The following is a 20175-nucleotide window of genomic DNA, read 5'->3' on the forward strand; positions in this document are numbered from 1 at the left end:
ACCGCCTCAGTAGCGGTCCTCGTCCTCGTCCTCGGCCGGGTTGCGCTTCATCGAGGAGAGCTTGGCGAAGACCGCCGCCGCGTCGAGCTCCTCCTCGTCGTCCTGGCGGTCGCGCGAGCGGTAGTTCTGGGTCTGCGCGGCGGAGAGCAGGCGCTCCTCCTCCGCCACCTCTTCCGGCCGCACGATGCCGCGCGAGGCCTTCTCGATCTCGATGTCGAGATCGATCTGCGAGCAGAGGCCGAGCGTCACCGGGTCCATCGGCTGGAGATTGGCGGAGTTCCAGTGGCTGCGGTCGCGGATCTGCTGGATCGTGTTCTTGGTCGTGCCGACGAGGCGCGAAACCTGCGCGTCCTTCAGTTCGGGATGGTTGCGCACCAGCCAGAGAATGGCGTTCGGCCGGTCCTGGCGCTTGGAGACCGGCGTGTAGCGCGGGCCCTTCTGCTTGGCCTCCGGCACGCGGACCTTCGGCGGGGCCAGCTTCAGGCGGTGCTTCGGATCGGTCTCGCCGCGCTTGATCTCCTCGCGGGTGAGCTGGCCGGTCAGCGTCGGATCGAGGCCCTTGATACCCTGGGCCGACTCGCCGTCGGCGATCGCCTTCACCTCCAGGGGATGCATCGTGCAGAACTCGCCGATCTGCTCGAAGGACAGGGACGTATTGTCCACGAGCCAGACCGCCGTCGCCTTCGGCATCAGAAGCTGCTCGGCCATGAATATAGTCCTTTAACGGGCCAGCTCCTTGTCGGAGGCAGGCGGTGGCAATCGATCACGAATGCGGGGATGCAGCTTTTATATGAATTCGCCGCCGCTTCCGCAAGAAACTCCGCGCCGAACCATCAGGAATCCGAAGCGAATTTCGTGGTGAGCACGATTTTCCCGATATGGTCGGCCTCTATCCGCCGATGCGCCTCGGCGGCTTCGGTCAGCGGAAAGGTGCTGTCGATCAGCGGCCGGACGCGCCCGTCAGTGAGAAGCGGAAAGACCTTCGCCTCGATCTCGCGGGCGATGGCGGCCTTGTAGGCGGGGCTCTGGGCGCGCAGCGTCGAGCCGGTCAGCGTCAGGCGCTTCGTCATGATCAGCGAAAGGTCGATCGCCGCGTCCTTGCCGCGCAGGAAGGCGATCTGGACCACCCGGCCCTTTTCGGCCGCCGCCCGGAGATTGCGGTTGAGATAGTCGCCGCCCACCATGTCGAGGATGAGGTCGACGCCGCGCCCGCCCGTCGCCTCGCGCGCCGCCGCGACGAAGTCGCTCTTGCGATAGTCGATCGCATGGTCGGCGCCGAGCCGGCGCGCCGCCTCCGCCTTGTCGGCGCTGCCGACGGTCGCGAGGACCGTGGCGCCGAAGGCCTTGGCGAGCTGGATGGCGGTGGTGCCGATCCCGGACGTGCCGCCATGGACGAGAAAACTTTCGCCCGCCGTCAGGCCGCCGCGCTGGAAGACATTGTGCCAGACGGTGAAGAAGGTCTCGGGAATGGCCGCCGCCTCGATCAGGCCGAGGCCTTCCGGCACCGGCATGGCGCTCGTTTCGGCGACGCTCGCATGGTCGGCATAGCCGCCGCCCGGCAGGAGGGCCATCACCCGATCGCCGACGCGAAAGCGCGTCGCGCCCTCCCCCACCGCCGCGACGAGCCCCGCGATCTCGAGGCCCGGCCAGTCCGGCGCGCCCTTCGGCGGCGGATAATGGCCGAGGCGCTGGAGCACGTCCGGCCGGTTGACGCCGGCGGCATGGACCTCGACCAGGATCTCGCCCGGCCCGGCCGTCGGACGCGGCACGTCGCGGGGAACCAGCACCTCCGGCCCGTCGAAGCCGTCGAGGACCACCGCCGTCATCATCTGCGCCATAGCGTCGCCCCGCCGCTTCTCCACGTCATTTGGCGATTGAGGTAGCCGAAATCGCAAGGCTTCAAGATGGTGTTAACGCTTCATCAACCTTGTTCGGCGTAAATGTCCCCAGCCAGTTCGCTGGCTGGCATTGTGGTTTCCACCGTGTCTCCCTGTTGCGACTCCAAAAGCCGTACCTCGCGTACGGCTTTTTTTTCGCGCCGAGGCGCCCGCGCGACGGTTAACCAGCTTTGCCGAGGCGGCTTGCAAATGCCGGCGGAAGGACGCACCCTTGCCCCCGTCGCGCCGCCGTCGGCGGAACCCTTCCGTCGCCAGGCGCGTTGACCCGACAGTTCCCGAAAGTCGCCTTCTGCCATGACGAATCGAAAAGCCGACACGGACGAGCAGGACAAGCCGATCCGGCTCGCCGAGCACATGGCCTTTTCCCGTTCGTTCCAGACGCTGTTCAACGACGGCATGGCGCTTGTCGACGAGACGGCGGTCTATCTCGATGGTCCCGGCCGGACGGAGGCGAAGGCGCTGTCGCGCCAGGCCGCGACGCTCTATGCCGCCGAATCGATGCGCCTGACGACGCGCCTGATGCAGATCGCCTCGTGGCTGCTCCTCCAGCGCGCCGCCAACCAGGGCGACATGTCGCGTGCCCAGGTCGAGGCGGAGAAGTCGAAGGTGCGGCTCGAAAGCGTCGGCAGCGGCCAGGACTCGCATTACTTCACCGAACTGCCAGTGGATTTCCGCGATCTGGTCGACAAGGTCATCAAGCTGGAACGCCGCATCGCGATGCTCGATCGCGAGATCTATGGCACGGTGCCGGAAGCGGCGGAGCCGCCAAGCAATCCGGTGGCCGAGCAGCTCAGCCTGCTGAAGACCGCGTTTCGCGGCTGAGCCTCAGACCTTCGAGCCTTCCGACGATCCCGGCCACCGCGCCGGGATTTTCGTTTCGGCAAGGCCTCGTCCCGCGTGGCGCCCCTCCACCCGCCTCCCCCGACATTCCGAACGGAGCCCGGAGGACAGGCAATAAAAAAGGCCCGGCTTCGCGCCGGGCCTTCTTCGTTTCCAGCGCGGCAGGCGCCGATCAGATGCCGAGACCCTCGTAGCGCTTCTTGAAGCGCGACACGCGGCCGCCGCGATCGAGAAGCTGCTGGTTGCCGCCGGTCCAGGCCGGATGCGAGGTCGGGTCGATGTCGAGGTTGAGGCGGTCGCCTTCCTTGCCCCAGGTGGAGCGGGTCTGGTACTCGGTGCCGTCCGTCATCACCACGGTGATCGTGTGATAATCGGGATGGATATTCGCCTTCATGGTCGGGTCCGTCTTCTTCTTGGCGCGATCATGAAGAAAGACCTCGGAACGCCAGGGTCCGGAGGCAAAACCGCGCGGTCGCTTTCAAACTGTCGGGCGAGCCTTTACATGATCGGCCGCGACGGCACAAGGCGAGACGCCCGGGCCGGCGCCGGAAGCAGCGGAGCATTCATGAGCAGACGGACGGCGACGGCGAAGGAACCGGGCTCGCGGCGCACGCTCGGCCCCCTGAAGCGTCTTTCCCCCTATCTCGCGCGCCAGCGGGCGCGCATCGCCGGCGCGGTCTTCAGCCTCGTCGTCGCGGCCCTCACCACCCTGTCCCTGCCGATCGCCGTCCGCCGCGTCATCGATCACGGCTTCATCGGCGAGGACACGCGCTTCATCGACGCCTATTTCGGCATGCTGGTCATCCTGGCCTGCATCCTCGCGATCGCCAGCGCCGCTCGCTACTATTTCGTCATCACGCTCGGCGAGCGGCTGGTGGCGGATCTGCGCCGCGACGTCTTCGCCCATGTCATGCGCCTGTCGCCGGCTTTCTACGACCGGACGCTGTCCGGCGAGATCGTCTCGCGGCTCACCGCCGACACGGTGCAGATCAAGTCGGCGGTCGGCGCCACCGCCTCGGTCGCGCTGCGCAATCTCATCCTCTGCTTCGGCGCGCTCGCCATGATGGCCTGGACGAGCCCGGGCCTTTCCACCATCGTCATCGGCGCGCTGCCGCTCATCGTCCTGCCGCTCGTCGCCTTCGGCCGCTCGGTGCGCCGCAAGTCGCGCCTCGCGCAGGACACGCTCGCCGATGCCGGGGCCTATGCCGGCGAGGCGATCGGCGCGGTCAGGACCGTCCAGGCCTTCACCAGCGAGGCGACCGTGACGGAGCGCTACCGGCGCGCCGTCGATGCCGCCTTCGAGGCGGCCCGCGCCTCCGTCGTCTCGCGCGCCGGGCTGACGGCCGTCGCGATCTTCCTGGTCTTCGCCTCTGTCGTCGCCGTGCTCTGGGTCGGCGCCCACCGGGTCGCGGCCGGCACGATGAGCGGCGGCACGCTCGGCCAGTTCGTGCTCTATGCCGTCTTCGCCGCCGGCGCCCTCGGCGCGCTGTCGGAAGTCTGGGGCGAGCTGACCCAGGCCGCCGGCGCGACGGAGCGGCTGACGGAGCTTCTCGGCGAACCGGCCTCGATCGCCGCCCCCGCCGCGCCCCGGGCGCTGCCCGTGCCGTCGCTCGGCACGCTCGCCTTCCAGGGGGTCTCCTTCGCCTATCCGGGCGACGACCGGCGGCCGACGCTCCGCGACGTGTCCTTCACTGTCGCCCCCGGCGAGACGGTGGCGATCGTCGGCCCGTCCGGCGCCGGCAAGTCGACGCTCTTTTCCCTGATCGAGCGCTTCTACGATCCGGTGCAAGGCGCGGTTTCGATCGACGGTCTCGACCTGCGCGAGGCCGATCTGGAGGCCCTGCGTCGGCGCATCGCCATCGTGCCGCAGGACGTGACGGTCTTCGCCGCGAGCGTCGCCGAGAATATCGCCTTTGGCTCGCCCGGCGCCTCGCGCGCCGCCATCGAGGCGGCCGGCAAGGCCGCTCTGGTCGAGGATTTCGTCCAGCGCCTGCCGCGAGGCTACGACACGCAGATCGGCGAGCGCGGCGTGCTCCTGTCGGGCGGCCAGCGCCAGCGCATCGCCATCGCCCGGGCGATCCTGCGCGACGCGCCGATCCTCCTCCTCGACGAGGCGACCTCGGCGCTCGACGCCGAAAGCGAGCTTCTGGTGCAGCAGGCGCTCGACCGGCTGATGCGCGACCGCACCACGCTCGTCATCGCCCATCGCCTCGCGACCGTCCTGAAGGCCGACCGCATCCTGGTAATGGATCAGGGGCGGATCGTCGAATCCGGCACCCATGCCGAACTCGTCGCCGGGGGCGCGCTCTATGCCCGCCTCGCCCGGCTGCAATTCGACATGGCCGACATGGCGACCGCCGCCGAATAGGCGTCAGCGCTCGGTCAGCTTCAGTTCGATGCGCCGGTTGCGGGCCCGCGCTTCCGGCGTGTCGGCCGGATCGAGCGGCTGATATTCGCCGAAGCCCGCCGCCGCCAGATGGTCGGCCGGCACGCCCTGCGAGACGAGGAAGCGCACGACGGAGGCGGCGCGCGCCGAGGAAAGCTGCCAATTGTCGGTGAAGCGCCCGCCGCCGATCGGCACATTGTCCGTATGGCCGTCGACGCGGATGATCCAGTTGATGTCGGAGGGGATCTCGCGCGCCAGCTGCTTCGCGGCATCCGCGAGCTTGGTCATCTCGGCGGCGCCCGCCGGCTGAAGCTGGTCGCCGCCGGACGGGAACAGCACTTCCGACTGGAAGACGAAGCGGTCGCCGACGATGCGGATATTCTCGCGGTCGGCCAGGATCTCGCGCAGGCGGCCGAAGAAGTCGGAACGGTAGCGCGCCAGTTCCTGCACGCGCTGGGCCAGCGCGATGTTGAGGCGGCTGCCGAGATCGGCGATCTTGGTCTGGCTTTCGCGGTCGCGCGTCTCGGAGGCCTGGAGCGCGTCCTCCAGCGCGGCGATCTGCTGGCGCAGCGCCGCGAGCTGCTGGTTGAGAAGCTCGACCTGGGCCTGCGCCCGCTGCGAGATGGCCGTCTGGGAGTCGAGCGCGGTCTGGAGGCCGCCCGCCTTCGCCTCGGCGCTCGCCGCCGCGCCGGAGCCGGACGACAGTGCCTCCTGCAGACGCGAGCGCTCGGTCTCGCTCGACTGGAGCGAGGCCTGGAGCCCGGCGATCTGATCCTGATAGTCCTGGCCGGTCGAGCGCTCCAGCGCGAGAAGCTGGGTGAGCTCGGCGATCTGCGAGTTCAGCCGGTCCAGCACCTCGTCCTTGCCGCTCACCTCGCGCGTCAGCAGGAACTGCGCCATCACGAAGACGGAGAGCAGGAACATGATGGCGAGGAGCAGCGTCGAAAGGGCGTCGACGAAGCCCGGCCAGTAGTCGACGGTGCGCTCGGACCGGCGGTTGCGCGACAGCGCCATGGCTCAGCGCCGCTCCGTCTCGGCATCCGCGACGCGGGCGAGGCGATCGAGCACCGCCCGCAATTCGCGCTGCTCGTTGGCCTGCGCCTCGACGAAATCGCGCAGCAACTGCTGTTCGCTGCGCATGTGCTGGACGAGGCCCTGGATGCTCTCGGCGAGGCTCGCCATGGCGGTGGAGGTGCGCGGGCTCGCCGCCTGGTCCTGCACCAGCTTGGTCAGGCGCTCGGAGATGATCCGCATCTCCTCGCTGCTATTGCTCGCCACCGGCACGATCGGGGCCGCGCCGCCGGGCGGGAGCAGCATGTCCGAGCCGACATCGGTGATGGAGGAGAGCCAGTTCTCGAACTCGGTATAGAAGCGGTTCTGCGCGCGGCCGACCTGGAGGTCGAGAAAGCCGAGGACCAGCGAGCCGGACAGGCCGAAGAGCGAGGAGGAAAAGGCGGTGCCCATGCCGGACAGCGGCGCCGACAGGCCGGCCTTCAGCGCGTTGAGGACGCTCGCCGCGTCGCCCGCCCCCGGATCGAGCCCCTGGATCGTCGCGCCGATCGAGCCGATCGTGCCGAGAAGGCCCCAGAACGTGCCGAGAAGGCCGAGAAAGACGAGGAGGCCGATGAGATAGCGGGCGATGTCGCGCGTCTCGTCGAGACGCGTCGCGACCGAATCGAGCACGGCGCGCATCGAGGTGGTGGACAGGGCGATCTGCCGGCGGCGGCCGATCAGCCCGCGCATCGGCGCGAGCAGGACCGGATCGCGCAGCCGCTCGAAATTCGGAGCGTTCTCGCGGAAGGCGTTCACCCAGCGCACCTCGCGCGCGAGGCGGATGATCTGCGCCAGCGCCAGGAGGATGCCGATGGCGAGGACGCCGGTGATGAGGCCGTTAAGGCCGGGATTGGTGACGAAGGCCGTCCTCACCTGCCGCGACAGGATGAGGGCGACGAAGCCGACGAGGCCCAGGAAGACCAGCATCGACCACAGGAACACCATGGGGCTGCCGAGCCGCCCGACCGCGTAACCGTCCGGCCTCGTCCGATCGTTCGGCGAAGTGAAGACCTGCATGACCCGTCGTGGTTCCCGAAAGCCGCGCGAAACTGGCCGGGACCCTAGCCGACAAAGCGCTCCGAGGAAATGGAGGCGCTTCGCAAAGCGCCGGAAGGGTTTACCGGCGCTTCGCCCCTCTGTCAGGCCGCGCTGGTCTTCGTCATGCGGATCGCGTCGTCGGCGCGCTTCAGCTGGTCGAGCAGCGCCTTGTGGATCGCCTCGTTGCCGCAGGCGATGTCGCCGGCGATCGGATCGAAGCGGCTACCGTCGAGCGCGGTGACGATGCCGCCGGCCTCGCGCACGATGATCGAGCCGGCCGCGCAGTCCCACGGCGCGAGGGCGTGTTCCCAGAACGCGTCGAGGCGGCCGGCCGCGACCGCGACGAGATCGAGCGAGGCGGCGCCGAAGCGGCGGATGCCGGCGGTGTTCGCCATGATGTTGCGCGCTTCGTAGAGGAAGCGCGCATGGTCGCCATGGCCGAGAAAGGGCGCGCCGCAGCCGATCAGCGCGTCGTTCAGCTTGCCGCGCGCGGCGACGCGCAGGCGCCGGTCGTTCGAGAAGGCGCCGCCGCCGCGCTCGGCGGTGTAGAGCTCGTCCGTCGCCGGGTTGAAGACGACGCCGGCGACGATCTCGCCGGCCCGTTCCAGCGCGATCGACACGGCGAAATGCGGAATGCCGTGGAGGAAGTTGGTGGTGCCGTCCAGCGGATCGACGATCCAGCGATGCTCGGGATCGCGCCCCTCGACCGCGCCGCGCTCCTCCATCAGGAAGCCCCATTCGGGACGGGCGCGCGACAGTTCCTGGAAGACGATCTCCTCGGCCTTGCGGTCGGCGGCCGAGACGTAGTCGGCCGGCCCCTTCATCGAGACCTGGAGGTTCTGCACCTCGCCGAAGTCGCGCGTCAGCGAGCGTCCGGCCTTGGTCGCGGCCTGCGTCATGACGTTGAGGAGCGCCGAGCGGGCCATGATCTTGATCCTTTGCGAAATGATGGAGGGCGAAGCCCCGCGTCGGGTCCGGGGCGGCGCGAGAGCCGCTCGCCGCCGGTCCGGTCGCGACGGGCGGCGGAAGACACCCCCGGCCCTTCCCCGCTCAAGACCACAAATGCGCCGGAGCATCAAGACCGACGCGGCGGCGGCCCGGCCTCAGCTCGGCCGGAAGCGGTTCGCGGCCTCCAGCGCCGACTTCTTGGTGTCCTCGTCCAGCTTGCGGAAGAAGTCGTCCAGCGTCGCGTCGTCGTTGTCGGCGCGCTTGGCGAGCACCGACCATTTCGCCGCCTCGACCTTGCTCGCCTCGACGCCGACGCCGTCCTTGTAGAGATGGGCGAGCCGGTTCATCGCGATGGGATTGCCTCGCGCGGCGGCGCGGCGCAGCCAGCCGGCGCCGAGCGCCGCGTTCTTGGCGCCGCCCTTGCCGTTGATCATCCAGATGCCGAGCTCGATCTGCGAGACGACATGGCCGTTGCGCGCGGCGGCGGCGAGAAAGGCGCGGGCCTGTTCGAGATTCGGCCGCTCGACGCCCCGGCCATAGGCGAGGACCTGCGCCATGGCATATTGCGCGTCGGGCACGCCGGCGCCGGCCGCCTTGGCGAAATAGGGCATGGCCTCGGCGAAGCCGGCATTGGGCGAGGCCTCGATCAGCATCTGGCCGTAATTGTAGCCGGCGAGCGGGATGCCGCCATCGGCCGCCGCCTTCATCAGCCGCTTGGCCTCGGCGTAGTCCTTGTAGCCGGCCGAGCCGTCGAGCAGCATCAGCCCATAGCGGAACTCGCCATAGGGATGGTTGGCCTTCGCCGCCGCCTTGTACCAGCGCGCGGCCTCCTCGTCGCTGCGCGGCACGCCGAGGCCGCGCCCGTAGATCTCGCCGACGAGCGTCTGAGCGACGGGATCGCCGAGCTTGGCGATCGGCAGGGCGATCTTGAGCGCCGTCAGGTAATAGCCGCGCTGGAGCGCGCCATAGGCCCGGTCGTCCGCCGAGACGGGCTTGGCCGACAGCGCCTTGCCGCCCGGCACCTTCGTCGCGGCCGGATGCGGCAGGATATGGGCCGCCGGCTTCTTCTTCGTCTCGGCGCCGGCCGCGAGGCCCGGCACGAGAAGCGCGAGGACGAGGAGCGGCAGGAAGCGCCTCATGCGGTCAGACCCTCCGAGACTTCGTCGATGAGCCGGTTCGCGCGCTCGACCTTGGCCGCGACGGCGGCCGGCGCCGGATCGGCGAAGACGGCCGCCGAAAGCGCGACGAATTCCGCGCCGCTCCGCACCGCCTCGCCCAGCGTCTCGACATCGCCGCCGCCGAGGACGATGCAGGGCACCTCGACGATCTCCGCCCACCATTCGGCGAGTTCCAGATCCTCCGGTCGCGGGCCGGCGGCGCGGTCGGCCCCGAAGGCGCCGAAGAGGATGTAGTCGGGCAGGAGCTCGCCCGCCTCCAGCGCCTCGTGGCGCGTAGTGAAGCCGGAGGCGCCCACCATGGCGCGGGGCGCGAAGCGCTCCACCGCCTCGCGCAGGGCCTCCAGATCGTCGCCGACGAGATGGAAGCCGTCCGCCTTCGCCCGCCCGGCGACGCGCGTGTCGCCCGCCACCATGACGGCGACCTCGTATTCGCGGCAGGCCGCCACCGCCGCCTCGGCGAAGGGCTGGAACTCCGCCTCGCTCCGCCCCGCCGGATCGACGATGACGCTCGCGACGTCGCCGGCGCCGAGCGCGGCGCGCAGCGCCGCCGCCGCGCCCGCCGGATCGGCGAGCGGCGTCGTGATGAGAACGAGTCTCGGGCGGGCGAAATCCTGGCGCATGGGCACTTTCGGCGATCGATCCGTGAAGCGCCCGCGAATATCACGGCGAAAACGACTTTCGAAGGGCCGGCAAGCGGATCGGCGCGGCGGTTGTCCCCTCCCCGCCCGCCGGTGTATCGGCAAAGGTCCGCGCCGAGTGCCCCCATGATCACCGATCCGCTTTTCTACGCCCTCGCCATTCCGGCGGTGATTCTCGTCGGCCTGTCGAAGGGCGGCTTCGGCGGCTCGATCTCGATGATCGGCGTGCCGCTGATGGCGCTGGCGATCTCGCCGGTGGCGGCCGCCGGCATCATGCTGCCGATCCTGATCCTGATGGACATCGTCGCGCTCGTCGCCTGGCGCGGCGTCTACGACGCCCGCGTGCTGCGGCTGATCCTGCCGGCCTCGCTCCTCGGCATCGCGCTCGGCTACGCGACCTCGGCTTCGATCCCGGAGGCGGGCGTCCGCCTCACCATGGGGCTCCTCTGCCTGATCTTCGCGGTGCAGTGGTTCTTCTCGGGCCGGCACAAGACGGTGCCCGCCGAGGCGAGCCGGCCGATGGGCGTCTTCTGGGGGGCGGTGGCCGGCTTCACCAGCTTCGTCAGCCATTCGGGCGGACCGCCCTTCCAAGTCTATGTGATGCCGCTGAAGCTCGATCCCGCCGTCTTCGCGGGCACGACGGTGATCTTCTTCGCCGTCACCAATTTCGTGAAGCTGATCCCCTACTTCCTCCTCGGCCAGTTCTCGGCGGAGAATCTCGCGACCTCGGCGATGCTCCTGCCGCTGGCGCCGATCGCCACGGTGGTCGGGGTCTGGCTGGTGAAGCGCACCGAACGGGAGAAGTTCTACCTCATCACCTATTCGCTGCTGATCCCGGTCGGGATCAAGCTCGTCTATGACGGCTTGCGCGGCTGGATGTTCTGAAAAATCTTTCCTTGGCCGGCGGCCGAGGACCGGGCGCGGGCCATGCCGCACCCGGTCCCCGCCGGGATTTCGCGTCAGTGCCTGCTGTTGCGCAGTCTCTCCATCTCGTCCTTCAGCAGCAGCTTGCGCCGCTTCATGTCACGGATTTCCACATCGCTCATGGCCGGGCTGAGGATAGCGGCTTCGAGTTCGGCTTCGATCGCCGCGTGCTTCTGCTGCAGCGTGGCCAGATGCCCATCCAAAGACATGATCGCTCCTTTCGATCTGTTGGGGTGATGAGGCCCGTCCTTGCCTCAACTCCACTCACGGACCTCACGTGACGAGGCTGTCATAAAAGCGCGCGTCCGTCGACAGGTTGCAAAAGCTTTCGGTTCCCCTAGCGCGAGCGGACTGCTAATCGATCACGAACATTTTGAAGAGTCGGCCGCCCGGCCGTCGACGAGGAGGCCGAAGGGAAACGAATGGCCGATCAGGAACAGGCGGCGCTCCGCATGCTCGCCGCTCGTCTGCGCCAGGAACATGCCGACTACGACGCCGCGATCAACGCGATGGAGAAGGTCGGCTGCGATCGCCTCCAGGTCCAGCGCATGAAGAAGAAGAAGCTGCAGGTGAAGGACCGCCTGCAGGATGTCGAGGACCAGATCGTGCCGGACATCATCGCATGAGCGGCGACCGACGCGACGTCGCGGTGGTGATGGGCAGCCAGTCCGACTGGGCCACCATGAAGAACGCGGCCGACATGCTGGAAGGGCTCGGCGTTTCCCACCGCGCGCTGATCGTCTCCGCCCATCGCACGCCCGAGCGGCTGTTCGAGTTCGGCCGCGGCGCGAAGGCCGCCGGCTATCGCGTCATCATCGCCGGGGCCGGCGGCGCGGCCCATCTGCCCGGCATGCTCGCCTCGCTGACGCCGCTGCCGGTCTTCGGCGTGCCGGTCGAATCGAAGGCGCTGTCCGGCGAGGACAGCCTTCTCTCCATCGTGCAGATGCCGGCCGGCATCCCGGTCGGCACCCTGGCGATCGGCCGGGCCGGCGCGGTGAACGCCGCCCTTCTCGCCGCCAGCGTCCTCGCGCTCTCGGACGAGGTGCTGGCCGAACGGCTGGAGGCGCATCGCCGCGCGCAGACGGAAGCCGTCGCGCTGGCGCCCGCGCCGGAGACGGCCGGATGACCCCGCTGCCGTTGAACGCCGCGATCGGCATCGTCGGCGGCGGCCAGCTCGGGCGCATGCTGGCGCTCAGCGCGGCGCGGCTCGGCTATCGCATCGTCGTGCTCGATCCGAATCGGCACTGCGCCGCGGCGCAGGTCGCCAACGAGATCATCGTCGGCGCCTATGACGATGCCGGGGCGCTGGCCGAGCTCGCCTCCCGCGTCGCGGTCGTCACCTACGAGTTCGAGAATGTCGCCGTCGACCCGATGCGCCGCATCGCGGAGACCGTGCCGGTCCTTCCCCCGCCTCATGCCCTCGAAGTGTCGCAGGACCGCGTGGTGGAGAAGGCCTTCCTCAACGGCATCGGCGTCGCCACCGCCGAATGGCGGGCGGTGGACGACGTGCAGGAGCTCGACCACGCCTTCCAGGATCTCGGCGGCGACTGCATCCTGAAGACGCGGCGCTTCGGCTATGACGGCAAGGGCCAGGCGACGATCCGCCAGCGCAGCCCGCATGCGGAGGCCTTCGCCAGCCTCGGCGGCGTGTCCTCGATCCTGGAAAAGAAAGTGCCCTTCGACTTCGAGCTCTCGGTCGTCGCGGCGCGCGGCGCGGACGGCGCGATCGCCGCCTTCGATCCGGCCGAGAACGTCCATTCGCTCGGCATCCTGCGGACCTCCACCGTGCCGGGGCGGATCACGCCGGAACTCGCCCACGCGGCCCAGGCCGTGGCCGCCCGCATCCTCGAACATCTCGACTATGTCGGCGTCATCGGCGTTGAGTTCTTCGCGACCGATGGCGGGCTGGTGGTCAACGAGATCGCGCCGCGCGTCCACAATTCCGGCCATTGGACGGAGGCCGCCTGCACCGTCTCGCAGTTCGAGCAGCATATCCGCGCCGTCGCCGGGCGCCCGCTCGGCTCGCCCGCCCGCCATGCCGACTGCGTGATGGAGAACCTGATCGGGGCGGAGATCGAGCAGGCGCTGGATCGGCTCGCCGAGCCGGACACGGTGGTCCATGTCTATGGCAAGGGCGACGCCAAGCCCGGCCGGAAGATGGGCCACGTGACCCGTTTGCACCGCCGGGATCGTTGACAAAACGACACCCTGGCTTTACCAAGCCGTCACATAAGGCGCGCCAGAGATGGCGCGCTTTTCGTTGGACGGCGAGCCCTCCGGGCCGAGCCGGAGAAAGGACGCAAGGTCGATGAAGATCAAGAACTCGCTAAAGACCCTCAAGGGCCGTCATCGCGCCAACCGCATGGTTCGCCGCAAGGGCCGCATCTACATCATCAACAAGGAGGCCCCGCGCTTCAAGGCGCGTCAGGGCTGAGCGGTCCGGCCGCCGATTCGGGCGGCCGATCACGCGATTTTCGATTTGTCGGGCGCGCGGCGGGACCTTAAGGTTTCCGGATGCGCGCCCTTCTTTTTTGCCTGCCTCTCCTCCTTCTCGCCGCCGTGCCGCCGGCACCGGCGCAGACGGGTGCGAATTCTCCCGCCGAGCCGGCCCTCCCGCGCGGCGCGGGTCCGTCCGGCGGCGGGCGCGGCGCGCCATCGGGCGAGACGCCGCTGAAGGCGCCGGAGGAGCCCGGCGCGCAGGCGCGGCGGCTCGACGCGCTCTTCGCCGAATTGAAGCAGGAAGCCTCCGCCACCAAGGCCGCCGCCATCGCCGAGAAGATCAATGCCGAATGGGGCCGGAGCGGCAGCGCGACGGTCGATCTCCTGGTGCAGCGCGCGACGCTCGCTATGGCGAAGCAGGACGGCGCGGCGGCGCTCGACTTCCTCGATCAGGCCCTCGTGCTCGACCCGGATTATGCCGAGGCCTGGAACCGCCGCGCGACGCTGAACTACACGAACGACGATTACGGCAAGTCGCTGGACGACATCCGCCAGACCCTGCGGCTGGAGCCGCGCCATTACGGCGCGCTGATGGGCTTCGGGGCGATTCTGGAGGAGACCGACCGCAAGCCCCAGGCGCTCCAGACCTATCTGAAGGTTCTTGAGCTCTATCCGACGCTGAAGCCCGCCCAGGACGCCGTGGCACGGCTGTCGGACGAATTGGCGGGACAGGCGCTGTAGGGGGAGCCAAGCCCCCGAGAGCGCCGGCAAGGCACCGAAACGAAGAAGGCCGCCCGGAGGCGGCCTTCGCATTCGCTTGATGAGGAAAGGCGCTCAGACCGCCGAGAGGCCGTCCGAGCCGATATGCGCGATGCGCAGCATGTTGGTCGAGCCGGGGATCTTCAGCGGCACGCCGGCGATGATGATCACGCGGTCGCCGGCATGGGCGAAGCCCTCCTCCACCGCGACGCGGCAGGCGGTGTCGATCATCGCGTCGATCGATTCCTCGTCCTTGGTGATGACGCAGTGGAGACCCCAGACCACCGACAGGCGGCGGGCGGTGTTGATGACCGGCGACAGCGCCAGGATCGGCAGCTGCGGGCGCTCGCGCGCCGTGCGCAGGCCCGTCGTGCCCGTCGCGGTATAGGCGACGATCGTCGCGACCTTCAGCGTCTCGGACATCTGCCGCGCGGCGAGCGACACGGCGTCGGCCCCGGTCGGCTCCGGCGCCGGCCGCTGGGCGAAGATGATGCCCGGATAGACCGGATCGCGCTCGGTCGCCTCGGCGATGCGACTCATCATCGAGACCGCCTCGATCGGATACTGGCCGGCCGCCGATTCGGCCGACAGCATGATCGCGTCGGCGCCCTCGTAGACGGCGATGGAGACGTCGGAGACCTCGGCGCGGGTCGGCACCGGCGCGGTGATCATCGATTCCAGCATCTGCGTCGCGACCACCACCGGCTTGCCAGCCTTGCGCGCGGCGCGGGTGATACGCTTCTGAATGCCCGGCACCTTTTCCAGCGGCATCTCGACGCCGAGATCGCCGCGCGCCACCATCAGCGCGTCGGACAGCTCGATGATCTCGTCGAGACGCTCGACCGCCTGCGGCTTCTCGATCTTGGACATGAGGCCGACGCGGCCGCGCGCCACCTTGCGCGCTTCCGCCAGATCCTCGGGGCGCTGGATGAAGGACAGCGCCACCCAGTCGACCTCGGCCTCAAGCACCGCGTCGAGATCGCGCCGGTCCTTCTCGGTCAGGGCGCCGGTGCCGATCGTCGTATCCGGCAGGCTGACGCCCTTGCGGTTGGAGATCTTGTTGCCGGCGACGACGCGGCATTTCACGCGCTTGCCATCGGCCTCGATGGCGATGAGCTGGAGCTTGCCGTCGTCGATCAAGAGGCGATGGCCCGCTTCGACGGCTTCCAGGATCTCGGGATGGGGCAGATGGACGCGCGTCGCGTCGCCCGGCTCCGGATTGTTGTCGAGCGTGAATTCCTGCCCGACCTCGAGCGACACGGCAGTGTCGTGGAAGGTGCCGACGCGCAGCTTCGGCCCCTGGAGATCGGCCAGGATGCCGATCGGCCGGCCGACCTCGGCCTCGACAGAGCGGATGCGCCGCACCAGCTCGCGCATCAGGTCATGGTCGGTATGGCTCATATTGATGCGGAACACGTCCGCGCCCGCCTCGTGCAGGCTGCGGATCATCCGCTCCTCGGAGGAAGCGGGTCCGAGCGTCGCGAGAATCTTGACCCGTCGGTTGCGTCTCATGGGTTGGTCGCTTCTCCGCGGGGCGCCTCGGTGAGCTGCACCATCCAGCTCCCCTGTTCGCCCGTGTCGTATTCACGGAACCCTAATTTCTGAAAGCCGCGCGCGAAGCAATCCTTCACGTCGACGATCTTGAACTCTTTGTCGGCGACGCAGAAGTTCACGTTGCCGGCCCAGAGCCCGCGCCCGTCCTGATCCTCCGCATAGAGGTAGTAGTAGCGCGAGGCGAGCGGGCCCTCGATCACCGACTTGCAGGTGGTCGCGGGGATCTGCCACCAGCCCTCCGCCGTCCAGCCGCCCTCGGCGCGATAGCCGACGGCCACGCCCACCAGCGACTGCGTGCCGTTGCAGACGCGGAAATCCGCCCGGGCGCTGCCGGCGGTGAAAGGCGCGAGAGCCAGAAATCCGAGACAGGCAAGCGCCAGCGGCGCGCGGAAGCGACGCCAGCGGGCAAGCGTTCGTGGCAGCATCGATCGATCCTGAATTGGCAGGCGCGAACCTGGCGGTTCCCGCGAATTGTCCGCTTCGCCGCAATTTGTGTCAACGAAGGGGCGGGATCAGCCGACCCAGCCGCGCAATTCCCGCCGGACCATGGCCTCGATCACGTCCATGCCCGGCTCGCTGTCGTTGAGACAGGGAATATGCGAGAAGCGCTCGCCGCCATTGTGCAGGAAGCTTTCGGCCACCTGGCCGGCGATCTCCTCCAGCGTCTCCAGACAATCGGAGACAAAGCCCGGATTGAGCGCGGCGATTCGCTTGACGCCCTGTTTCGCCAGTTCCTCCACCGTCTTGTCCGTATAGGGCTGGAGCCATTCCTCCGGCCCGAATCGCGACTGGAACGTGGTGAGGAGCCGGCCCTTCGGCCAGCCGAGCCGCTCTTCCAGGAGCCGCGAGGTCTTCTGGCAATGGCAGTGATAGGGATCGCCATTGCGGAAATAGCTTTGCGGAATGCCGTGATAGGAGGCGATCACCTTCTCGGGCTCGAAGTCGAGGCCGGCGAGATGCGTCTCGATCGAGCGGGCGAGCGCGTCGATATAGACCGGCTCGTCGTGATAGGCCGGCACCGTGCGCAGCGCCGGCATCCAGCGCTTGGTCATCAGATGCTCGAAGGCCTTGTCGTTCACGGTCGCCGTGGTCGAGGCCGAATATTGCGGATAGAGCGGATAGACGAGGATGCGGTCGCAGCCGGCCTCCTGCAATCGGTCCAGCTTCTCGGCGATCGAGGGCGTGCCGTAGCGCATGCCCCATTCGACCATCACCTCTGCCTCGTCCGCCAAGCGTTCGGCCAGCTTCTCGCCCTGGGCGCGTGTGAAGGTGCGCAAGGGCGATTCGTTGCGCTCCCGGTTCCAGATGAGATCGTAGGCGCGGCCCGACTTCTTCGGCCGCGTGTTGAGGACGATGCCGTAGAGGATCGGATACCAGGCGGCGCGCGGCCATTCGATCACGCGGCGATCGGACAGGAACTCCTTCAGATAGCGCCGCATCGGCGCATAGGACGTGCCGTCGGGCGTGCCGAGATTGACGAGGAGGACGCCGACCTTGCGCGCCTTCACGGGCGGGTGGCCGGCCGGCAGAGGTCCGACGGCACGGCCGTTCGAGGGCGGAGAATGCATGTTCATGAAGACGCCTTACGAGCGCGGAGACGGGCTGCTGGCGCTCATATAAGGGCAAAGCCCGGCCGTGGAATGGCTCCCATTCCGATCGAAGCCGCCCTAAGCCGGGAATCGCGCCGCGGCAAGGCGCGGCGCGTCAGCCGCGGCGGGTGAATTCGAAGCGGCTGCCGTTCGAGGAGGCGCAGGCGAGACGGTCGGGCTCGACCTGATTGCAATTGGCCGCGATCCGGGTGCCCCGCACCCGGGACGTATATTCGATCGTCACCTGGCCCGGTCCGAGCGGGCGATAGGTGCCTTCGGCGAGAACGGCGCCGGTGCCAGATTCCGTCGAGGTGAAGGTGCCGTTGGTGAAATTGGCGTTGTAGGCGACGGCGCCGCCGGTCGAGGCCCAGCTGCCCTCGATGCCGCGCGGGGCCGGCGGCGGCGCGACGGCGGCCGTCTGCTGCGTGGAGGCGCAACCGGCGAAAGCCGCCAGCGCGGACAGAAGGGCAACGATGGTCTTCCGGGACATGGGCCGATCCTCGCCGTCGGGAAATCCTAGAGCTTGATGAAAATTGCTAGCGAAGCGGCGGCGTCCTGTCACCCGGCCGGCGGGGCGACGGATGGCGGACGCGACGGTCATCCACCAGAAATCGCTCGCCCGTCCCGTCAGGCGGGGGCGACCTCGCCGACCTTGGCCGGAAAGACGGAATGGATCGAGCTGATCGTCTCGACGCTGCGGATGCGCGAATCGGAAGTGAAGACGAACCAGCACATGGTGGTGCCGGTGACGAGCGTGCCGTTGCGCTCGTCGCGCCGCGTCCAGTTGTAGAGCGTCGCGGCCGACTCCTCCTCGACCACCAGACCGCGCTCCTCGTAGGAGATGTATTTCGCCCGCCGCATCAGCTCGCTGAGGAAGGACCGCGCCTCCACCTCGCCTGCCAGCCGGAAGTCACCTTCCAGCCGGTCGAACCAGGGCGCGTCGATCACCCCGGCATTCGAGCGGTTGGAGAAGACGAGACCCGGCGCGAAATGACGCGAGACGACGCCGATCCTGCCGGACATCAGGGCATCCAGCACTTCCCGCAGAACGATGCGCTTGCGATCGGCGTTGTCCACGGCGACGACCATCGGTCCGTTTCCCACTGACTAACTCGGCGGGAAGGACAGTTAGGAGTCAACTCCTAGTAACAAATGCTCACGAACGCGATCGGGCCTCGCCAAGCCTTTGAAGTTGCACAAACTCCACCGGGGCGAGCAGAGATATGGGTCAAGAGACCGTCGCCGTTAAAAGCCGCCCCCGAAATAAGCCAACCAGGTCAGCGGTTTAGCAAATTTGCAGACCGTCTGGCTCGTGACCGAACGCAGGAATTGCGTCATTTCGACGCAAGAAAGGTCGGAGGCGGCGGCAAGCGCCGCCTCCGAAAGACCCGAACTCGTCAGTGGTCGTGGACCAGCACGTTGCGGAACTGCCAGGGATCGCTCTCGTCGAGATCCTCCTTGAACAGGCCCGGGCGGTCGGTCAGCGGATTCCAGTCGGTGAAATAGCCCTTCACCGGACCGAGATAGGGCCTCTGGATCTCCAGGCAGCGATGGAAGTCCATCTCGTCCGCCTCGACGATGCCGGCTTCCGGGTTCTCCAGCGCCCAGACCATGCCCGCGAGCACGGCCGAGGTGACCTGAAGGCCGGTGGCGTTCTGATAGGGCGCAAGGCTGCGCGCCTCGTCGAGCGACAACTGCGAGCCGTACCAATAGGCGTTCTTGGCATGGCCATAGAGCAGGACGCCGAGTTCGTCCGCGCCGTCGACCAGTTCCTCCTCGGTGAGGACATGATGGACCGGCTGGATGCGGCCGGCCGCGCCGAACAGCTCGTCGATCGACAGAAGCGCGTCGTTGTTCGGATGGTAGGCGTAATGGCAGGTCGGCCGATAGACGATCTCGTCATGCTTGTCGCGCACGGTGAAATAGTCGGAGATCGAGATCGCCTCGTTATGGGTGACGAGGAAGCCGTGCTGGGGGCCGGGCGTCGGGCACCAGGTCCGCACGCGCGTCGCCGCGCCCGGCTGTTCGAGGAAGATCGCCGGCGCGTCCTCCTTCTTGTGGAGGCGGGCGGTCTTCGGCATCCAGGTCTCATGGGTGCCCCAGCCGAGCTCGGCCGGCTGCATGCCTTCCGAGATGAAGCCCTCCACCGACCAAGTGTTCCAGAAAACGTTGAGGGGCTTGGGCTGCCTGGCGCGCTGGGTGTCGCGCTCGGCGACATGGATGCCCTTCACGCCGGCCTTGCGCATCAGCTTGGCCCAGCCCTCGCGATCCCGGGCGCCCGGCTCCTCGAAGTCGAGGCCGATCTCGCGGGCGACGTCGAGCAGCGCCTGCTTGACGAACCAGGAGACCATGCCCGGATTGGCGCCGCAGCAGGACACCGCCGTGCGACCGCCCGGATGCTTGCGTGCCTCCTTCTTCACCGCCTTGCGCAGCGCGTAGTTGGTGCGGTCGGCATTGGAGAGCTTGTCGTCGAAATAGAAGCCGAGCCAGGGCTCGACCACCGTGTCGATATAGAAGGCGCCGAGCTCGCGGGCGAGGCGCATGAGATCGAGCGAGCCGGTATCGACCGACAGGTTGACGAGAAAGCCCGGCCCCTCGCCGCCGGAAAGCAGCGGCTTCAGCACGTCCTCGTAGTTCTTGCGCGTCAGCCCCTGCTGGACGAAGCGGATGCCGCGCTCGTCCAGAAGCTTGCGATCGGTATCCTTGGGATCGATCACCGTGAAGCGCGACTTGTCGAAGCGGAAATGCCGCTCGATCAGCGGCAATGTGCCTCTTCCGATCGATCCGAAGCCCACCATGACGATGGGTCCCTGGATTTCGGCATAGACGGGATCGTGCGTTGCGTCGCCCATCGCAGCAGGTCCTTTTTGGCTGGAGATGCTCTCGAGGTTTCACCCTGCGGCTATCGGAAGCGGGACCTAAAAGAAAGCG

General features: G+C 68.2%; 23 protein-coding genes. 8 read left to right on the forward strand and 15 right to left on the reverse strand.

The genetic code is table 11. The features are described from left to right. Positions 1–6: 6 nt before the first annotated feature. Both IEY14_RS06140 and IEY14_RS06145 read right to left on the reverse strand, forming a co-directional pair. Positions 7–708 (reverse strand): DUF1013 domain-containing protein, encoded by a 702-nt coding sequence (locus IEY14_RS06140; RefSeq protein WP_188907278.1) that lies wholly within the window; start codon positions 706–708, stop codon positions 7–9. Between the two features lie 125 nt (positions 709–833). Then, positions 834–1838: an NAD(P)H-quinone oxidoreductase gene (locus IEY14_RS06145; RefSeq protein ID WP_188907279.1), complete on the reverse strand. Its 1005-nt coding sequence runs from the start codon at positions 1836–1838 to the stop codon at positions 834–836. Positions 1839–2192: 354 nt separating this feature from the next. On the opposite strand from IEY14_RS06145, the gene rcdA reads away from it, so the two are divergent. Then, entirely contained in the window at positions 2193–2720 is a 528-nt protein-coding gene (rcdA, locus tag IEY14_RS06150) for a protease adaptor protein RcdA (RefSeq protein WP_188907280.1), read from the forward strand. A 190-nt stretch (positions 2721–2910) separates the two neighbouring features. On the opposite strand, the gene rpmE is transcribed toward rcdA, so the two are convergent. After that, on the reverse strand, positions 2911–3132 hold the full coding sequence (gene rpmE, locus IEY14_RS06155) for a 50S ribosomal protein L31 (protein WP_188907281.1): 222 nt from the start codon (positions 3130–3132) through the stop codon (positions 2911–2913). 171 nt (positions 3133–3303) lie between these two features. On the opposite strand from rpmE, the gene IEY14_RS06160 reads away from it, so the two are divergent. Further along, complete coding sequence (locus IEY14_RS06160; RefSeq protein WP_188907282.1) at positions 3304–5106, forward strand: ABC transporter transmembrane domain-containing protein; 1803 nt, start codon at positions 3304–3306, stop codon at positions 5104–5106. 3 nt (positions 5107–5109) lie between these two features. On the opposite strand, the gene IEY14_RS06165 is transcribed toward IEY14_RS06160, so the two are convergent. The 5 genes from IEY14_RS06165 to IEY14_RS06185 all read right to left on the reverse strand — a co-directional run bounded on the left by IEY14_RS06165 (position 5110) and on the right by IEY14_RS06185 (position 9961). After that, positions 5110–6138, reverse strand: coding sequence for a peptidoglycan -binding protein (locus tag IEY14_RS06165; RefSeq protein WP_188907283.1), 1029 nt, complete (start codon positions 6136–6138; stop codon positions 5110–5112). Positions 6139–6141: 3 nt separating this feature from the next. Then, positions 6142–7194 carry a MotA/TolQ/ExbB proton channel family protein gene (locus tag IEY14_RS06170; RefSeq protein ID WP_188907284.1) on the reverse strand — a complete coding sequence of 351 codons (1053 nt, stop codon included), beginning with the start codon at positions 7192–7194 and terminating at the stop codon, positions 6142–6144. 122 nt (positions 7195–7316) lie between these two features. Next, complete coding sequence (locus IEY14_RS06175) at positions 7317–8141, reverse strand: inositol monophosphatase family protein (RefSeq protein WP_188907285.1); 825 nt, start codon at positions 8139–8141, stop codon at positions 7317–7319. Positions 8142–8318: 177 nt separating this feature from the next. Then, the gene (locus IEY14_RS06180; RefSeq protein ID WP_188907286.1) at positions 8319–9302 is read right to left on the reverse strand and encodes a tetratricopeptide repeat protein; all 984 of its coding nucleotides are present in this window, start codon (positions 9300–9302) and stop codon (positions 8319–8321) included. Next, complete coding sequence (locus IEY14_RS06185) at positions 9299–9961, reverse strand: thiamine phosphate synthase (RefSeq protein WP_188907287.1); 663 nt, start codon at positions 9959–9961, stop codon at positions 9299–9301. Before IEY14_RS06185 ends, IEY14_RS06180 begins: the two co-directional genes overlap by 4 nt. A 144-nt stretch (positions 9962–10105) precedes the next feature. Here IEY14_RS06185 and IEY14_RS06190 point away from each other — a divergent pair, with 144 nt between their 5' ends. Continuing rightward, a complete protein-coding gene (locus tag IEY14_RS06190; RefSeq protein ID WP_188907288.1) occupies positions 10106–10864 on the forward strand; it encodes a sulfite exporter TauE/SafE family protein in 759 nt (252 codons plus the stop codon). Between the two features lie 74 nt (positions 10865–10938). Here IEY14_RS06190 and IEY14_RS06195 read toward each other — a convergent pair whose 3' ends face one another. Beyond that, a complete protein-coding gene (locus IEY14_RS06195) occupies positions 10939–11115 on the reverse strand; it encodes a YdcH family protein (RefSeq protein WP_373288931.1) in 177 nt (58 codons plus the stop codon). Positions 11116–11325: 210 nt separating this feature from the next. Here IEY14_RS06195 and IEY14_RS06200 point away from each other — a divergent pair, with 210 nt between their 5' ends. From IEY14_RS06200 to IEY14_RS06220, 5 genes are all read left to right on the forward strand, one after another. Beyond that, complete coding sequence (locus IEY14_RS06200; RefSeq protein ID WP_188907290.1) at positions 11326–11529, forward strand: YdcH family protein; 204 nt, start codon at positions 11326–11328, stop codon at positions 11527–11529. After that, a complete protein-coding gene (gene purE, locus IEY14_RS06205; protein ID WP_188907291.1) occupies positions 11526–12029 on the forward strand; it encodes a 5-(carboxyamino)imidazole ribonucleotide mutase in 504 nt (167 codons plus the stop codon). Before IEY14_RS06200 ends, purE begins: the two co-directional genes overlap by 4 nt. After that, a complete protein-coding gene (locus tag IEY14_RS06210) occupies positions 12026–13099 on the forward strand; it encodes a 5-(carboxyamino)imidazole ribonucleotide synthase (RefSeq protein ID WP_188907292.1) in 1074 nt (357 codons plus the stop codon). Before purE ends, IEY14_RS06210 begins: the two co-directional genes overlap by 4 nt. Positions 13100–13211: 112 nt before the next feature. Next, a complete protein-coding gene (ykgO, locus tag IEY14_RS06215; RefSeq protein WP_150970893.1) occupies positions 13212–13337 on the forward strand; it encodes a type B 50S ribosomal protein L36 in 126 nt (41 codons plus the stop codon). A gap of 80 nt (positions 13338–13417) precedes the next feature. Then, the gene (locus IEY14_RS06220; protein ID WP_188907293.1) at positions 13418–14083 is read left to right on the forward strand and encodes a tetratricopeptide repeat protein; all 666 of its coding nucleotides are present in this window, start codon (positions 13418–13420) and stop codon (positions 14081–14083) included. 93 nt (positions 14084–14176) lie between these two features. On the opposite strand, the gene pyk is transcribed toward IEY14_RS06220, so the two are convergent. The 6 genes from pyk to IEY14_RS06250 all read right to left on the reverse strand — a co-directional run bounded on the left by pyk (position 14177) and on the right by IEY14_RS06250 (position 20096). Beyond that, the gene (gene pyk / locus IEY14_RS06225; protein WP_188907294.1) at positions 14177–15613 is read right to left on the reverse strand and encodes a pyruvate kinase; all 1437 of its coding nucleotides are present in this window, start codon (positions 15611–15613) and stop codon (positions 14177–14179) included. Continuing rightward, positions 15610–16080, reverse strand: coding sequence for a DUF1036 domain-containing protein (locus tag IEY14_RS06230; RefSeq protein ID WP_188907295.1), 471 nt, complete (start codon positions 16078–16080; stop codon positions 15610–15612). Before IEY14_RS06230 ends, pyk begins: the two co-directional genes overlap by 4 nt. Before the next feature lie 87 nt (positions 16081–16167). Further along, positions 16168–17229 (reverse strand): ferrochelatase, encoded by a 1062-nt coding sequence (hemH, locus tag IEY14_RS06235; RefSeq protein ID WP_188907296.1) that lies wholly within the window; start codon positions 17227–17229, stop codon positions 16168–16170. A gap of 130 nt (positions 17230–17359) precedes the next feature. Then, positions 17360–17734: an Omp10 family outer membrane lipoprotein gene (locus IEY14_RS06240; RefSeq protein WP_188907297.1), complete on the reverse strand. Its 375-nt coding sequence runs from the start codon at positions 17732–17734 to the stop codon at positions 17360–17362. Between the two features lie 137 nt (positions 17735–17871). Continuing rightward, positions 17872–18333 (reverse strand): nuclear transport factor 2 family protein, encoded by a 462-nt coding sequence (locus IEY14_RS06245; protein ID WP_188907298.1) that lies wholly within the window; start codon positions 18331–18333, stop codon positions 17872–17874. 308 nt (positions 18334–18641) lie between these two features. Continuing rightward, entirely contained in the window at positions 18642–20096 is a 1455-nt protein-coding gene (locus IEY14_RS06250) for a homospermidine synthase (RefSeq protein ID WP_188907299.1), read from the reverse strand. Between the last annotated feature and the right edge of the window lie 79 nt (positions 20097–20175).

The organism is Aureimonas endophytica, assembly GCF_014642635.1.
Taxonomy (GTDB): domain Bacteria; phylum Pseudomonadota; class Alphaproteobacteria; order Rhizobiales; family Rhizobiaceae; genus Plantimonas; species Plantimonas endophytica.

Bases quoted from the DNA above. Each gene is read 5' to 3' on its own strand.
- IEY14_RS06180 (WP_188907286.1), bottom strand. From the start codon at position 9,302: ATGAGGCGCTTCCTGCCGCTCCTCGTCCTCGCGCTTCTCGTGCCGGGC.
- pyk (WP_188907294.1), bottom strand. From the start codon at position 15,613: ATGAGACGCAACCGACGGGTCAAGATTCTCGCGACGCTCGGACCCGCT.
- rpmE (WP_188907281.1), bottom strand. From the start codon at position 3,132: ATGAAGGCGAATATCCATCCCGATTATCACACGATCACCGTGGTGATG.
- IEY14_RS06250 (WP_188907299.1), bottom strand. From the start codon at position 20,096: ATGGGCGACGCAACGCACGATCCCGTCTATGCCGAAATCCAGGGACCC.
- IEY14_RS06200 (WP_188907290.1), top strand. From the start codon at position 11,326: ATGGCCGATCAGGAACAGGCGGCGCTCCGCATGCTCGCCGCTCGTCTG.
- IEY14_RS06240 (WP_188907297.1), bottom strand. From the start codon at position 17,734: ATGTCCCGGAAGACCATCGTTGCCCTTCTGTCCGCGCTGGCGGCTTTC.
- ykgO (WP_150970893.1), top strand. From the start codon at position 13,212: ATGAAGATCAAGAACTCGCTAAAGACCCTCAAGGGCCGTCATCGCGCC.
- IEY14_RS06170 (WP_188907284.1), bottom strand. From the start codon at position 7,194: ATGCAGGTCTTCACTTCGCCGAACGATCGGACGAGGCCGGACGGTTAC.
- hemH (WP_188907296.1), bottom strand. From the start codon at position 17,229: ATGAACATGCATTCTCCGCCCTCGAACGGCCGTGCCGTCGGACCTCTG.
- rcdA (WP_188907280.1), top strand. From the start codon at position 2,193: ATGACGAATCGAAAAGCCGACACGGACGAGCAGGACAAGCCGATCCGG.
- IEY14_RS06245 (WP_188907298.1), bottom strand. From the start codon at position 18,333: ATGGTCGTCGCCGTGGACAACGCCGATCGCAAGCGCATCGTTCTGCGG.
- IEY14_RS06140 (WP_188907278.1), bottom strand. From the start codon at position 708: ATGGCCGAGCAGCTTCTGATGCCGAAGGCGACGGCGGTCTGGCTCGTG.
- IEY14_RS06175 (WP_188907285.1), bottom strand. From the start codon at position 8,141: ATGGCCCGCTCGGCGCTCCTCAACGTCATGACGCAGGCCGCGACCAAG.
- purE (WP_188907291.1), top strand. From the start codon at position 11,526: ATGAGCGGCGACCGACGCGACGTCGCGGTGGTGATGGGCAGCCAGTCC.
- IEY14_RS06185 (WP_188907287.1), bottom strand. From the start codon at position 9,961: ATGCGCCAGGATTTCGCCCGCCCGAGACTCGTTCTCATCACGACGCCG.
- IEY14_RS06210 (WP_188907292.1), top strand. From the start codon at position 12,026: ATGACCCCGCTGCCGTTGAACGCCGCGATCGGCATCGTCGGCGGCGGC.
- IEY14_RS06160 (WP_188907282.1), top strand. From the start codon at position 3,304: ATGAGCAGACGGACGGCGACGGCGAAGGAACCGGGCTCGCGGCGCACG.
- IEY14_RS06145 (WP_188907279.1), bottom strand. From the start codon at position 1,838: ATGGCGCAGATGATGACGGCGGTGGTCCTCGACGGCTTCGACGGGCCG.
- IEY14_RS06230 (WP_188907295.1), bottom strand. From the start codon at position 16,080: ATGCTGCCACGAACGCTTGCCCGCTGGCGTCGCTTCCGCGCGCCGCTG.
- IEY14_RS06220 (WP_188907293.1), top strand. From the start codon at position 13,418: ATGCGCGCCCTTCTTTTTTGCCTGCCTCTCCTCCTTCTCGCCGCCGTG.
- IEY14_RS06190 (WP_188907288.1), top strand. From the start codon at position 10,106: ATGATCACCGATCCGCTTTTCTACGCCCTCGCCATTCCGGCGGTGATT.
- IEY14_RS06165 (WP_188907283.1), bottom strand. From the start codon at position 6,138: ATGGCGCTGTCGCGCAACCGCCGGTCCGAGCGCACCGTCGACTACTGG.